The sequence below is a fragment of the Hymenobacter sp. APR13 genome, assembly GCF_000737515.1.
Classification (GTDB): domain Bacteria; phylum Bacteroidota; class Bacteroidia; order Cytophagales; family Hymenobacteraceae; genus Hymenobacter.
Map to the genome: position 1 here is coordinate 3279150 of NZ_CP006587.1, position 13870 is coordinate 3293019.

13 protein-coding genes are annotated in these 13870 nt (G+C 64.4%); 5 read left to right on the top strand and 8 right to left on the bottom strand.

From position 1 onward, the window contains the following. Nucleotides 1-36: 36 nt before the first annotated feature. From N008_RS13710 to N008_RS13720, 3 genes are all read right to left on the bottom strand, one after another. Nucleotides 37-948, bottom strand: coding sequence for a T9SS type A sorting domain-containing protein (locus N008_RS13710; RefSeq protein ID WP_081910798.1), 912 nt, complete (start codon nucleotides 946-948; stop codon nucleotides 37-39). A 219-nt stretch (nucleotides 949-1167) separates the two neighbouring features. Then, the gene (locus N008_RS13715; protein ID WP_044016763.1) at nucleotides 1168-2079 is read right to left on the bottom strand and encodes a T9SS type A sorting domain-containing protein; all 912 of its coding nucleotides are present in this window, start codon (nucleotides 2077-2079) and stop codon (nucleotides 1168-1170) included. Nucleotides 2080-2309: 230 nt separating this feature from the next. Then, nucleotides 2310-3152, bottom strand: a complete 843-nt coding sequence (locus N008_RS13720; RefSeq protein ID WP_052381549.1) for a rhomboid family intramembrane serine protease — start codon at nucleotides 3150-3152, stop codon at nucleotides 2310-2312. A 432-nt stretch (nucleotides 3153-3584) separates the two neighbouring features. Here N008_RS13720 and N008_RS13725 point away from each other — a divergent pair, with 432 nt between their 5' ends. Then, nucleotides 3585-4271, top strand: a complete 687-nt coding sequence (locus N008_RS13725) for an FkbM family methyltransferase (RefSeq protein WP_052381550.1) — start codon at nucleotides 3585-3587, stop codon at nucleotides 4269-4271. A gap of 15 nt (nucleotides 4272-4286) precedes the next feature. Here N008_RS13725 and N008_RS13730 read toward each other — a convergent pair whose 3' ends face one another. Further along, entirely contained in the window at nucleotides 4287-5129 is an 843-nt protein-coding gene (locus N008_RS13730; protein WP_044016764.1) for a hypothetical protein, read from the bottom strand. Between the two features lie 171 nt (nucleotides 5130-5300). Here N008_RS13730 and N008_RS13735 point away from each other — a divergent pair, with 171 nt between their 5' ends. From N008_RS13735 to N008_RS13750, 4 genes are all read left to right on the top strand, one after another. After that, nucleotides 5301-5594, top strand: a complete 294-nt coding sequence (locus N008_RS13735) for a hypothetical protein (protein WP_044016766.1) — start codon at nucleotides 5301-5303, stop codon at nucleotides 5592-5594. A 73-nt stretch (nucleotides 5595-5667) separates the two neighbouring features. Next, nucleotides 5668-6990 carry a serine hydrolase gene (locus N008_RS13740; protein ID WP_044016767.1) on the top strand — a complete coding sequence of 441 codons (1323 nt, stop codon included), beginning with the start codon at nucleotides 5668-5670 and terminating at the stop codon, nucleotides 6988-6990. Then, complete coding sequence (locus N008_RS13745) at nucleotides 6987-7601, top strand: M15 family metallopeptidase (RefSeq protein ID WP_044016769.1); 615 nt, start codon at nucleotides 6987-6989, stop codon at nucleotides 7599-7601. Before N008_RS13740 ends, N008_RS13745 begins: the two co-directional genes overlap by 4 nt. Nucleotides 7602-7859: 258 nt before the next feature. Beyond that, the gene (locus N008_RS13750) at nucleotides 7860-9647 is read left to right on the top strand and encodes a glycoside hydrolase family 10 protein (protein ID WP_044016771.1); all 1788 of its coding nucleotides are present in this window, start codon (nucleotides 7860-7862) and stop codon (nucleotides 9645-9647) included. A 140-nt stretch (nucleotides 9648-9787) separates the two neighbouring features. Here the strand turns inward: N008_RS13750 and N008_RS13755 are convergent, their stop codons facing one another. From N008_RS13755 to N008_RS13770, 4 genes are all read right to left on the bottom strand, one after another. Beyond that, on the bottom strand, nucleotides 9788-10297 hold the full coding sequence (locus tag N008_RS13755) for a hypothetical protein (RefSeq protein ID WP_156109321.1): 510 nt from the start codon (nucleotides 10295-10297) through the stop codon (nucleotides 9788-9790). A 16-nt stretch (nucleotides 10298-10313) separates the two neighbouring features. After that, nucleotides 10314-10748 (bottom strand): Fur family transcriptional regulator, encoded by a 435-nt coding sequence (locus tag N008_RS13760; RefSeq protein ID WP_044016775.1) that lies wholly within the window; start codon nucleotides 10746-10748, stop codon nucleotides 10314-10316. A 156-nt stretch (nucleotides 10749-10904) separates the two neighbouring features. Then, on the bottom strand, nucleotides 10905-12194 hold the full coding sequence (locus tag N008_RS13765) for a hypothetical protein (protein ID WP_044016777.1): 1290 nt from the start codon (nucleotides 12192-12194) through the stop codon (nucleotides 10905-10907). Between the two features lie 43 nt (nucleotides 12195-12237). Continuing rightward, the gene (locus tag N008_RS13770; RefSeq protein ID WP_044016779.1) at nucleotides 12238-13797 is read right to left on the bottom strand and encodes a SusD/RagB family nutrient-binding outer membrane lipoprotein; all 1560 of its coding nucleotides are present in this window, start codon (nucleotides 13795-13797) and stop codon (nucleotides 12238-12240) included. Nucleotides 13798-13870: the final 73 nt, after the last annotated feature.

Sequence of the window (13870 nt, forward strand, 5' to 3'; positions counted from 1 at the left end):
GAGCAGCTGACGGGTCAGGCAGGAGGGGTTTTTCAGTCACGGAATCAGGAGTTTGCGCAGCAGCGGGCCATCGGGAGAGCTGAGGTGCAAAAGATACACACCTGCTGGCATTCCGCGTAAATCTACGCGGCGGCCGCTGGCTTCGTTGAGGGGCGCGGCCGGCTGCTGCCGCACCAGCTGGCCCTGGGCGTTGAATACCTGGTAGGGGGCGGTGGCCACAGTGGGCTGCTGCACCGAAGCCAGCGCAAACTCACCCGACATGCTGGGGTTGGGGTAGACACTTAGCACGGCCTGCGTTGCTGCCGGAGCCGAAGTGGCCGCTACCGCGCCGGTAAGCCCAATGTCATCCACCCACAGCGACGAACTAGCTACCACACCCCCGGTGCCACACAGGAAAAACAGCCGCAGCGAGTCTGGCGCCAGGCCTGCGCCGTAGCTTATCGGCAGCGAAAACTGGCCGTAGCCGGCCCGCGCCGGCAGAATGGCGGCACCGGCCCCTACCACCTGGGCGGTAGGGCCGCCGCCCCGGGTGAGGGCCACGTACACGCCGGCCGAGTCGTTGGCGGAGAGCGTGAGCTTGTACCAGAACTGCAGCGTAGCGGGCCGCCCCGTGAACGGAATGCCGCCGATGCCGAAGGTGTTGGAATTGACGAAGCGCGAGCCCAGAATCAGAAACGACGGAAACGGCACCCCGAATACGGTCTTGCTTTCCAGCTTGGCCGCGAAGCTGCCGGAGTTGCGGTCGGTACTTTTCGTGACGGTGCCCAGAGTCAGGGGCAGGCCCTGGCCGGAGTAGATGGCGTCGGTGGTTAGCCAGTTGGCAGGGTATTCGGCGGCGCCCTGGGTAATCCAGCTTTCCAGGCCCCCGTTGGGCACGCTCTGGGCCAAAGCCGGCCCCGTTCCGATAAAAAGAAACAGCCAAAGAGCAGTAAAGCGTAGCGTTTTCATAGCCGGGCAGACAGTAAGGTGCGAACAGACCAGACGGCCTTTCCGCCGGCCTGCTATAAAGATACCAACTGCGCAGACAAGGATGAGTCACATAAATAGGTGATAGGCAAATGGTTGTGTCTGAATGACGACCCTGATTACCGGGCAAAAAAAACCTTCCGCCGGCAGTTGCCGACGGAAGGGAAGTACTATGTGCGGGTCGAGCGTAACGCGGCGTGCTTAGCGGATAAGTTTGCGCGTAACAGGGCCCTCGGGCGTGTTGAGTTGGAGCAGGTAGACGCCGGCTGGCAGGCCGCGCAGCTCTATCGGACGGCCGCTGGCCATGCTCAGTGGAGCCGCCGTGGCGGTGCGTACCACCCGGCCAGTGGCATCGGAGATGGTGTAGGGAGCAGTAGCCACCGCTGGGTTTGCCACCGACGACAGCCGGAATTCGCCGTTGGGGCTAGGGTTAGGATATACCGTGAGGGCCGCGTCGAGGGCCGGGTTTTTGGCTGCCTGCACGGTGCCGGTCATGCTTACGTCGTCAATGAACAGCGAGGTGCCGGTGGTGATGTTGTTTGCCAGGCCAGAAGCGAAAACCATCTGCAGCGTATCCGGCGTATCGGCACGGCGGTAGGTGAGGGGCAGAGTTACCAAGGTATAGCCGGCCTGAGGCGCCAGAATCTGGAAGGCATCAGCTACGATTTCAGGGTTGCCGTTGACCGTTTTGAAAAGCGCCACCTGAACCCCAGCCGAGTCAGCTGCCGGGCCAGTCATTTTGTAGTAGAACTGCAGGTTGGCTGGCCGGTTGGTATAGGGAATACCGCCACCAAGCGTATTGGTGTTGCCAATGCCCGTGCCGAGCAGCAGGACGCCGGGGAAATTATCCTGAAAGTTCTGCGTCTCCAGCTTGGCTGCAAAACTGCCGCCGCGCTTGTCCGTGGACTTTACCGTGGTGTTGGTGGAAAAAGGCAGCGGCCCCACCAGCGCCGAAATGATGTCGTCGAACGTCAGCCACGATTGGGGCGACTCGAAAAGCCCGCGTTGGGTCCAGGTTTCAAGCGTGCCATTCGGCACCGCCTGCTGCGCTACCGCGCCGTTGGTGCTAAAAAGAGCCAGAATACCGGCCGCAATGGGTAATAGAGATTTCATAGAAAAGAGGGAAAAGGTGAATGAGTAACAGGTAATGCCAATGAATTACAAATTCCTAAGCGGCTTACGTTGCGCCAAAATTATGCCGTGCTCCTGCTTAATCAATAAAAGTTCCGGGTTATAAAGAAAAGTTTTCGCGGTGCTAGTGCCTGGATAAGTAATTGGGGATATGATAAAAATGGCGGCTCTTTGTGTTGCGTAGAGACAGAATAACAAAGAATTCATTCTGACTAGCGGTGTGCACGGCGTTGCAACGTGCTCAATATGCCCGCAACCAGGCCGGTAGCCAGCCCCCCGATATGGGCAGCGTTGTCGGTACCGGCCGGGCCGGCCAGGCCCCCCACCAAACTACCCAGCGCAAAGTACAGCAGCAGCCCCATCAGGCCGGCGCGCTCCTGGCGGCTAAGTGCGGCCCCACGCTCCAGAAGTAGTGCCAGCACCAGCCCGTACAGTCCGAAAATGGCGCCCGAGGCCCCCACGGAGTTGACGCCTTGGGTGTGCCACCACAAGCTAGTCAGGCTGCCGCCCACGCCACTCAGCAGATACACCAGCAGCCACCGGATGCTCCCGGCTTTGGCCTCGGCCATCAGGCCCAGCAGCAGCAAAGCGCTCAGGTTGAGGAAAAGGTGGGCCGGTCCGCCGTGCAGAAACGTACCGCTGAGCAGCCGCCAGGGTTGCTTCATCACCAAGCCCGAGAAATTGGAGCCCCACGCAATAAGGTCGGCCCCGGCAGGTGCCAGCAGGTTTACGCCTCCCAGAACGCCCATGGCGCCATACGCCAGCAGATTGGCTAGCAGTAGCAGCGGCGTAGCGAAATACCCGCGCCTGGGCCGGAAGATACCTTGCGCCAGTCGGCCCATTTGCCGGAGCGTGCCACCGGCCGGCTCGGCGGGCGGCGCGGGCGGTGGGCTAGCCACCGCGCCCGGCAGCTCCGCCGGAATCAGGCCGCGGCGCTGCAGCTCCTGCACCGCTGCTGCGCCTACCGCCGGGTAGCGGCTAGCCTGCCGGGCCAAGTGCAGCAACTCGGCGTCGGTTTTGTGCGCGAAAGGATGTTCAGAAGCCGGGGTTTCCATAAGCTAGAACTCAGAAGCTCAATGCCATCAAGAACCAGCCCACGCCCGAAGCCAAGGGCGTAATCTGTCAGAACCGACCAACGGTGTGGAGCAGACGCGTATCCGCAACGCGCTGCGCTATGTGGATAGAGGTGTCTTTATGGTAATTATTTCTATAAAATATTATCTTTTTAAGGAATTGGCAGGAGGAAAATTTAACTATATTTAGGCTTTTATAACCTGCTTACCTGCCTCCCCACCACGCCTTTTTGTCATTTATTCTTAATGTCGGTTTCCGCTCTTTTGCGAGTTCAGGCACAACAGCGCCTGGCTACCCCTTTGTACCGCAATGCACGCTCCAGGGCCCTGTTCACCCAGGCTGGAGTAGCGCTTAAGGAAAGCCGCGCGAGCTTTCGACAGTTCTTTTCGTGGTCGAGCCCGGTTTCTTCGGGTTTGCGCAGCCTGAAATACGTGCTGGTAGCCCTGCTGCGCCTGCCGCTGGGGCGCAGCGTGCGGCTGAGCTACGGCTACACCGGCGAAGACCGCCTGATTGAGTCGCTGCTCAAGCCCCTGGTGACCTACAATGGGTTCTACGTGGAAGTAGGCTGCAACGAGCCCCGCTTCATCTCCAACACGTTTCTGCTGTACCGGCGCGGCTGGCGCGGCATCTGCATCGATGCCAACGAAAAGCTGATCCGCAAATTCGGCCGCATCCGCCCCCGCGACCAGGCCGTGTGCGCCTTTGTGTCGCACGAGCCCGAGCCACTGACGTATCTGGAGTTCAGCAACAACGTGCTGTCGACGGCCGACCCACAGTACGTGCCGCAGTATCTGGCGCAGGGCGAGGAGATTGAGCGCACGCGGCAGGTGCAGCCCCGCACGCTCACGGCCATCCTGCACGAGTGCCACGCGCCAGCCCGCTTCGATTTGCTCACGATAGACGCCGAGGAGTTCGACCTTTCCGTGCTGGAATCCCTGGATTTCGCGGTCTACCGGCCCCGGCTGGTGATGGTGGAGGCCGAGGATTTCGACCCGCTGCATCCGCTGCAGCACCCCATCAGCACGTTTCTGCTGGCCCGCAATTACCGCTTCAAAGGCAGCATCCTCAAGAACCTGTACTTCCTCGACGAGGCGGCTTAAGCCAGAGCAGTTGATTTACAGCGTACCGCGCCGCAGACGGGCAGTCCACTTGTCGCGGCTGAGCAGGGCCTCCCGCATCACCGTGGCCGAATCCTGCAGCCTGACGAGCTGGGGCGTGTAGATGGGCAGGCCATTGCCGTAGCGGCCACTCAGGTTCTGCAGCAGATCCATGCGCAGGTAGGCGGCGCGGCGCATCAGCTCCACCCGCTCGGTGAGCACGGGCGTCAGCTTGTGGTCGTAGGCCAGGGCTTTGTTGAGGCGGTGCCACTCTTCCAGCACGGTGCTGGCCTGGCCGGGCAGGGTGGCGTCGGGCTGGGTGTTGCGCAACTGCCGGAGCAGGTAGGTGCTCTGGTTTTCGGCTTTCCAGTAGCGCTCGGCCAGCAGCCGGTACTTGCGGGTGGCCACGGTGTCGCGAGTGCGCTCGGCGGCCGGCAGCTGGCGCAGCTCCTGCGCAATCTGGGTGCGCGTGAGCGAATCGAAGGCCGGAATCAGGCGGGTTTGCACGGTTTCCAGCACGGGCGGACCGGCTTCTTTCCGGGCCTGTTCGGCGGCCTGGCGGCGGGCTGCCTGTTGGTTTTGCCAGTAGATCAGGCCCCCCAGCAGCAGCGCCACCAGCACGCCTATCCACAGGGCCGGGCGCTGCCATACAGCCGGCGCCGGCTCGTCTTCATACACCGGCAGATGGCGGCCCATCGGCTGCGACTCGGTGGTCGGGTCGGGGCTGATGCCGCGCCGGCGCAGTTCCTGGCGGGCCGTATTCACCAGATCGGCGTGGTACAACCCGGGGTTGCGCACCAGAAAGAGCAGCTCGGGATCGGTTTTCTGATGGATAAATTCGAAATCGGAAGCAGAAGACATGTCGGGATAAAAGCAGCAGAGGGAATAATCGGCCTTCAAGTTGGCAAAAAGGCCCCGGACTACCATACGCGTGGCCCAACGCCGGAGGCGGCCGGCGCGTATAGGCAGGCAGCGGGGCGCGCCAGCCGGTGGCCCCGTGCCTGCTACTATCCTTCCTTAATTTCCCCTCCCATGAGCGCCGACCAAACCCCCGATTCCGACCAGAACGCCCAGACCACGCCCAACGCCGCTTCCGAGCAGGAAGGCCGCCAGCTGAGCACCGGCGGTAAAATTCCGTCGCAGAACGACGCCGACGCCCAGGCCAGCGGCAACCCCGAAGCCACCAGCACCCAGCAGAACATGGGCGACGGCAGCGGCATCCGCGGCGACTACGGCAATGCCAGCCAGACTAACGGCGCCGAAGGCACCTCGGAAGCCAACGACGAGGGCGCGCCCAAAAAGAAAAACGACCAGTGGGCTGAGTAACGCCCGTACCGCGAAAGTCTGTTTCGCGGCAGCAAGCGGCCCTCATGCGGCGGAAGATTTTATCTTTCGCCGCATGAGGGCTTTTGTTTTTTCGCTGACTGCCGCCGCTGCGCTGCTGGTGCCGGCCGGGCCGGCCACGGCCCAGCGCGGCCGCAACCCGCTTACGGAGCTGCTGCAGGCCGATACGGCCCATTTCGGCCGCATCCTGCGCGACCCGGCCGCCTACCGCGTGCAGATCCTGTACACCCAGATCAACCGCGACGGGCGCGGGCGGCCGCACTTCCGCACGTTTCGCTACGGGGCGCCGGCCACCCAGTATTTCTACCCAGCCAGCACCGTGAAGCTGCCCGCCGCCGCGCTGGCCCTGCAGAAGCTGCGCACCCTGCGCGCCCAGGTACCGGAACTGAGCGCTGCCTCGCCGCTGCGCATCGACACGGCCTTTGCCGGCCAGACCGTTGTGCTGCGCGACACCACGGCCCGGAGCGGGCGGGCCAGCATCGGGCAGTACATCCGCAAGGTGCTGCTGGTGAGTGATAATGACGCTTTCAACCGGCTCTACGAGTTTGTGGGGCAGCAGGAGCTCAACGAGCAGCTGCGCCGCCGCGGCCTGCCCGAAACCCGCCTGATTCATCGGCTGTCCGTGGGCGACCAGGAGCCGGGCTCGCGCCACACCAACCCACTGGCTTTCTACGCCGATACCACCCTAAGCCGGCCGCTCTACGTACAGCCCGCCGCCTACAACGCCCAGCCGCTGCCGCCGCTGCCCGCCACCGATTTCCGCATCGGGCGTGGCTACATGCAAGGCGGGCGTGCCGTGGACGGGCAGGGAAACACCGTGCTGGTGCCCGAGCCGCTGGATTTGGGCAGCAAGAACTACTTCCCGCTGGCAGAGCAGCAGCAGGTGCTGCGGGCTTTGCTGTTCCCGGAGGCCGTGCCGGCCCGCCAGCGGTTTGCGCTGGCCGAGGCCGACTACCGCTTCCTGCACCGCTACCTCTCCATGCTGCCCCGCGAAAGCCAGGCCCCGCGCTACGACGTGGCGCACTTCCCCGACACCTACGCCAAGTTTCTGCTGGGCGGCGGCGGTATCGCGCCGCTGCCGCCGGGCGTGCGGGTGTTCAACAAAATCGGGCAGGCGTATGGCTTTTTGATTGACAACGCCTACGTCGTGGACCTGGAGCGCAACGTGGAATTTCTGCTCTCGGCCGTCATCTACACCAACTCCGACGGCATCCTCAACGACGACAAGTACGACTACGACACCATCGGCTTCCCGTTTCTGCGCGACCTGGGCCAGGCCGTGCTGCGCTACGAGCAGCAGCGCCCCCGCCGCCACACCCCCGACCTGAGCCGCTTCCGCCTCGATTACCGAGCCACCACTACCGACGACGCCCCATGAGTGAGCTGACTCCCGCCGGCCCGCGCGTGCTGAGCGCCGCCGAGTACCGCCAGCTGGTGCAGCGCCACCCCGACCACGCTCTGGTGAACCTGGCGGAGGTGGTGCCGGGCCTGCAGCTGGATATCCGCTACGCCACGCCCCACAACCTGCTGGGCGAGCCGCTGTACGACCGGGCCGCCGCGTTGCTGGCCCGGCCCGCCGCCCTGGATCTGGTGCGGGTGCAGGCTGCCCTGGCCCGGCACGGCGCCAGCCTGCTCGTGTACGACGCCTACCGGCCCTACCGCGCCACGGTGCGCCTCTGGGAAAAAGTGCAGGACGAGCAGTACGCCGCCCCGCCCTGGCGCGGCTCCCGCCACAACCGTGGTGCCAGCCTCGACGTGGGCCTCGTGGATCTGGCCACCGGCCGCCCGCTGCCCATGCCCACCGATTTCGACGACCTGACGCCCGCCGCCCACACCGCCTACGAGCCCGTTTCGGCCCCGGCCCGCCGCCACCGGGCTTGGCTGCTGGCCGCCATGAGCGCGCACGGCTTCGTCAATTACCCGGGCGAATGGTGGCACTTTGACCATCACCGCTGGGCAGAGTTCGACTTGCTGGACATCCCACTGTAGGGGCGCGTTGCACGCGCCCGCTGGCCCTGCCGGTCCGGCGGCTTTTTGGAGCCTTCGGGCCGGTCGTCGCAAGCTGATGTTGCGTCACCGGGGCAGCGTTACCGTTCGGGCGGCGACCGGTCCGACGGCTGGAAATAGCCGCCGGACTGGAACCGGCGGCACGGGCTGACCTGTGCCGGCATGGCAATCCTGTCTGCTGCATACCAATCCGGCCGCTTATGTGCGTAATTTGCAGGCTGATTCCCTGTTTTCGTGCTGATGTTCCGATTGTTTGCCGCTGGCCGCCTCGCTCTTTTCCTGCTCCTGACTTCCGGCCTGCTGGCCGCCTCGTGCCGCCCCGCCACCGCCGCCGATACGCCGCCCAAGCGCGAGCTGCGCGGCGTTTGGATTGCCACGGTGGAGAACATCGACTGGCCCAGTGCCCGTACCCTCTCGCCGGAGCAGCAGCGCCGCGAGTACATCCGCATGCTCGACGCCCAGCAGCGCAACGGCATCAACGCCGTGTTTGTGCAGGTGCGGCCCGCCTCGGATGCCTTCTATCAAAGCAGCCTGGAGCCCTGGAGCAAGTGGCTGACCGGCACCCAGGGCAAAGCACCCAACCCCGCCTACGACCCGCTGCCCTTCCTGATTGAGGAAGCCCACGCCCGCGGCATGGAGTTTCACGCCTGGTTCAACCCCTACCGGGCCACCATGGACACCGTGACGCGCCGGCTGGCCGCCAACCACCCGTACCGCCAGCACCCGGAGTGGTTTATCCGCTTTTCGGGCAAGCTACTCTACAACCCCGGCCTGCCGGAAGTGCGCCAGTACATCAACCGCGTGATTCTGGACGTAGTGAGCCGCTACGACATCGATGGCGTGCACTTCGACGACTACTTCTACCCATATCCCGAGGCCAACCAGACTATCCACGACGAGGACGCCTTCGCCCGCTTCAACCCCGACAACCTGAAGCTGGCCGACTGGCGCCGCCAGAACGTGAACCTGCTCATCCGCGACCTGCACGCCTCCATCCAGGGCACCAAGCGCTGGGTGAAGTTCGGCATCTCGCCCTTCGGGGTGTGGCGCAACCAGGCCACCGACCCCAACGGCTCAGCCACCAAGGCCTTCCAGGGCTACGATGGCCTCTACGCCGACGCGCTGGAGTGGGTGCGCCAGGGCTGGGTCGATTACCTGCTGCCGCAGCTGTACTGGAGCTCCAATTTCAAGGTGGCGCAGTATCCGGTGCTGGTGGAGTGGTGGGCGCGCAACGCCAACGGCCGCCACCTCTACATCGGGCACGGCGCCTACCGCATGCTGGAAAACACCAAGGCCGACACCACCTGGCGCAACCCGCGCGAGCTGCCGCGCCAGATTCGCTTCAACCGCACGTTCCCGGCCGAAGTGGGCGGCAGCGTGTTCTTCAGCGCGAAGTCGTTGCTGGCCAATGCCCTGCATACTACCGACTCGCTGCGGCAAAACCTGTTCCATTATCCAGCGCTGGTGCCCACCATGCCTTGGCTGGACGCCGTGCCGCCCCGCCCGGCCCAGGGCCTGACGCTTACGGCCGCGCTGCCCGCCAACATCCTCACCTGGCAGCCCGCCCCGCCCGCCGCCGACGGCGACCTGGCAGCGTACTACGTTATCTACCGCTTCGAAGACGGCGATACGCCGACCCCCAACGACCCACGCCGTATCCTGACCGTAGTGCGCCCCCGCACCGGCGGCCTGCTGGCCTACACCGACACCGCGGCCCGCATCGGCCACGCCTACGCCTACTACCTCACGGCCGTGGATAGGCTGCACAACGAAAGCCGCCCCGTGAGCGTGCGCAGCACCGGCCGCCCCGGCGAAATAATCCTGGCCCAAGCTCCCACCGAAACGCCCGCGCCACCGGCTCCGGTGTCCACCGCCCCAACCCCGGCGGCCCCGGCCGTAGTGGTACCCACGCCGCGTCCGGCCGCCTCGCGCCCTGCCGCTTCCGCCGGCCCCGTCACTAAGGTGAAAACGAAAGTCAAGCCCAAGAAAAAGCGCGGCTTCTTCAGCCGGCTGTTTGGCGGCCGGTAGCAGGTGTTTGCTGCTAAACGATGTAGAGACGCAATATTTTGCGTCTCGTCGTTGAACGATGCTGTCAGACGATTAACGTAACAACATCAGCAACGACGAGACGCAATATTTTGCGTCTCTACATTGTTCTTACGAATCCATTACTTTTTCACCGTCGGGAGCCGCTCGTATTCCAGCTGCTCGAAAATCTGTAGCTCAGGCTGCCAGATGGGCGTTTGGATGAGCAGCTTGCGGCGCGTGAGCTCCAGCAGCAGCTGCCCGTTGAAAAGCGGCTCATCGGTGGTTTGGGCGCTACGGGTATAGAGCTGGTTGCGGCGTACGGAGTACGTGCCCTGCTCGGTGAGCACCAGGCGGCCACCGCGGGTGGTGGTATACGTATAGGTGCTGTCGGGGCGGAATTCCACTACCAGCGTCAGCTCACCGTTGGTGATGCCGATGTTGGTTTCGGCGGCCGGGCTGTGGAAGAGCTTTTCCTGCAGTGAGTCCGGCAGGGTGGCGGGGGCCTCGAAGGCAATCTGGCGCAAGCCCCACCGGCCTGTGAGCGGTGCCTGGGCCTGGGTTGCGCCGGCTGCAGTCAGAAGTAAAAGCAGCGTCATCGGCCACCCAAACCACGTCAAGCCAGGCTGCGAAACAAAACAGGAAGTCGACATAGGATAATGACGTAAACTAAGCGGCCGGCCGGCACTGGCTGCACACGCCCGACATGAGGTAGTCGCTGCGCTCGGCCTGAAACCGGCCCGGCAGCACCACCGGCGGAATGGAAACCTGGTTGAGGCAGTACGTGTGCTGGCAGGCGGTGCACTTGAAATGCACGTGGTTGTCGTGGTGCGCGTGCTCGGTGCAGCCGGTGGCGCAGGCGGCGTAGCGGATGATGTCGGTGGCGTCGATGACGCGGTGAATGACGCCCTGCTGCTCGAAGGTGCGCAGGGTGCGGTAGAGCGTAATCCGGTCGATGCCGGCCTCGCCCAGCGCCTGCTCGATGTCGTTGCTGGAGAGGGCGTAGGGGCGGCTCAGCAGCACCTGCAGCACCTGCCGCCGGATGGGAGTAGCACGCAGTGCGTGGCGGGCCAGGGTTTCATTGATGCGGGCGGTAAGAGGCATAAGCAAAATTACGGATTCAGGCAGACTTGGGCTGCCTGCCTGCAGCGGCTGACGGCCACGCCAACGGCCAATACGCACAGAACCGGCGTCATTAATAACGCAAACAGCCCGCCGGAAGTACCAGCGGGCTGTTCAGGAAGACGTAACGAGCCAGGGCTAGAGCGCGCGGTACTCAAACACCACGCGGGCCGTGGAACCCGCCGTGCTGGGCTTCACGCCCACTATGCGCAGGAGCATGGGCTCGGCCCCGCGCACGCGCACAGCGAACAGCTCGCCGGCGGCTACGGTGCCGGGCAGGGCGGTGGTGCCGGTCAGCGAAGCCGCGTTCTGGTACAGCAGCGTGCCTACGGTATTGGCCGAAGCCGTGTTGTAGTAGCCGGTGGCGGCCGTGGCTACCGGAATCCGGTAGTAGACGGTGGTGTTAGCCGAAGACAGGCTGACCGTAGTGCCGAGCACGCCGCTGGCAAACAGGTCTTTGGTGGCGGCCGGCGCGCTGGCAAGCACGTTGGCGCCCAGGCGCAGGTCGTAGGCTACCGAGTCCTGCGGCGCGCTGGGGCCTGCCGTGACGCGGCCGGTGCGCACCCGGCTCAGGGCCGTGGGCGCCACTACGTTGAGCGGAGCCGACGTCACCACGGCCGAGTCGGGGCCGGAAAAGGCTTTGAACACGAACGTCACGGCCTGGCCCTGGGCGCCGGCCGGCACCCGTACGTCCACGGTGCGGGCGTTGGCCGCGCCGGTGCTGGGGTTGAGGATGGAACTGGCCCGCACGCGCCGGCCCGTACCGATGCGGTAATAGGTGGTCAGGCTGTCCACGTTTTTAAACAGCGTAGTGGTCGACGGTGGAGTAGGGGCCACGCCGATACCGCCTTCGTTCAGCACCAGGTTGTATCCGATGATATCGTTTACGGTTTGTGCCGTGCCCGCCAGGTTGTTGCGGAAGGTGGTGATGGTGGTAGGCGAGGCCGTGGTGCCGAAGCGCAGGGTCGGCCGGGCCGCCACGTTGTAGGTGAAGCGCTGGCGGCGGGTGGCCCCGTTCTCAAACGTCGTCGTCACGTCCACCCGCACGGCCGTCTGGTTGGGCAGGTTCGGCACGGTGTAGGCAATCGGCTGGGCCGTAATACCCGCCCGCGAGTCGAAAACCGGGTTGGTGGGCGGCAGCGTGCTGACCACGGCGGAGTCGGTCCGGCCAATCACCTGGAACACGGTAAAGTCGCGCACCTTGTCGGCGGCGTTGAAGCCTACCAGCAGGTTCACCACCTCGCCGGGGGCGTACTTGTTGCGCAGGCCCGCCGGCGCGGCCCCAATCGTGGAAAAGCCACCATCGCCGGTCAGCGCGTAGGGCGGCTCGAAGTCGTCGTCGCAGGCGGTGGCGGCCAGGCCGGCCAGGGCCAGCAGCAGGGGCCAGGGGCGCCGCACCAGCGCCCGTATGTTAGAAAACAGGTTCATAGAAAAAGCACATCAGAAGGAGGGAAAAGACACCAGCGCCGCACTACCGCTGGTCCCACCACACGGGGCGGGTGGCGTAGTCGGGGTCGAGGCCACCGATGGCCTGCACATTCTGCGGGTTGTACTGGGTTTCGGTGAGGGCCGGCAGCAGGCGGCGCGGGAACCGGCGCTGAGCGGGGTCAGTGGGAATCGGGTTGAAGATGGGGTTCACCCCGTTCGGGAAAGCCAGGTTCACGTAGATATCGGAGCGGAAATCATAGCGCCGCATATCCGACCACGCCTCCGGGTTCAGGAACAGGGCAATGTATTTCTGCTCCATGATGCGCTTCAGGTCCAGCTGGGCTTCGTTCTGGGCCACGGCGGCGCTGTTGAGGTAGCCGTCAATCTGCTGCTGAGTGAGGATGGGGAACGTAACCGTGAGGCCCTGCGAGGCAAACGTGCCGCCGCCCCCAATCTTGCGGATGTGGGCCTCGATGCCCTGCCGGTAGGCGCGCAGCGCGCGGGCCCGGTCGCCGGCCAAAAAGGCCGCTTCGGCCTCAATGAACTTCAGCTCGTGGTAGGTAATGATTTCGTGGTAGCCTAGGTCGCGGGCATACCAGCCGGAGTAGAAGTCGGAGGCGTTCTGCGTCTGGGCAATGGGCGTGCCGCCCGACACGCCGGGATTGGTGCCCACGCTCACGGGCGTGGCCATCACGGCAAAGCGCGGGTCCGTCACGCCTGGGTAGGTGGCGTTGGCGGCGCTGCCGTTGAGGTAGCGCAGCAGGTTCACCGAGAAGGTAGCGCCGGCAAAGTTGGCGCGGGCCGTGCCGAAGATGCTGGTGCTGCCCGTAATCGGGGGCACGGGCACTTCCATCTGCAGCTGCGCGTCGTCGGCCGAGGACGTGAAGGCCTTATCGACGGCGGCCAGCACGGCCTGGGCGCTGTAGGTGCTTTTTTTGGTGAGGTGCTGAAGCTGGCGAGCCCGCAGGGCGTAGGCCAGCTTCACCCACTTGGTGGCGTCGCCGCGGTACAGGATGTCGCCGCTGGGGCTGGGCACGGTCACGTAGAGCGGGCGCACGTTGGCCGAGGCCGGCTTCAGCATTTCCTGCTCGCCCTCGTCCAGCAGCCGGAAAATGGTGGCGTAAATCTGCTCCTGCGGGTCGTACTTGGGCGAGAAGTTGGCCGCCCCCTGGAAGGCCTCCGTGAACGGCACGTCGCCCATCATGTCGGTGAGGTGCGCCAGCGACATAGCCTGCGTGATTTTGGCCGCGCCCACGTAAGCCGGCGAGCCTTCCGCTTCGGCCGCCGTAATGGCGGCGCGCAGGTTGCCCGACACGTAGAAGTAGAAGTAGTTGAAGGTGTTGTTGCCGTTGCCGGTGGCAAAGTAGTACTGGTCGGTGCTGGAGGCCGGGGCCCGGCGCACAATCTGCTGCGTGATGTAGGGCGTCACCAGCGAGGTGAACATCTGCTGCTGGAAGGCCTGGGAAATGCCGCCGGGCAGCAGGAAGTTGGGTGTCGAGCTGATGGGGTTGTTGGGGTCGGTGTTCACGTCGAGGAAACTCTCGCACGAGCTCAGCGCCCCGCCACCAACCAGCAGACCCAGAAGGAGAAGATATTTTTTCATTTGTGTTTTATGTTTAATGGCTTAATTGTTAGATGGTTACTCCTTGCGACTGCTCGTCGAACGGCCAACCATT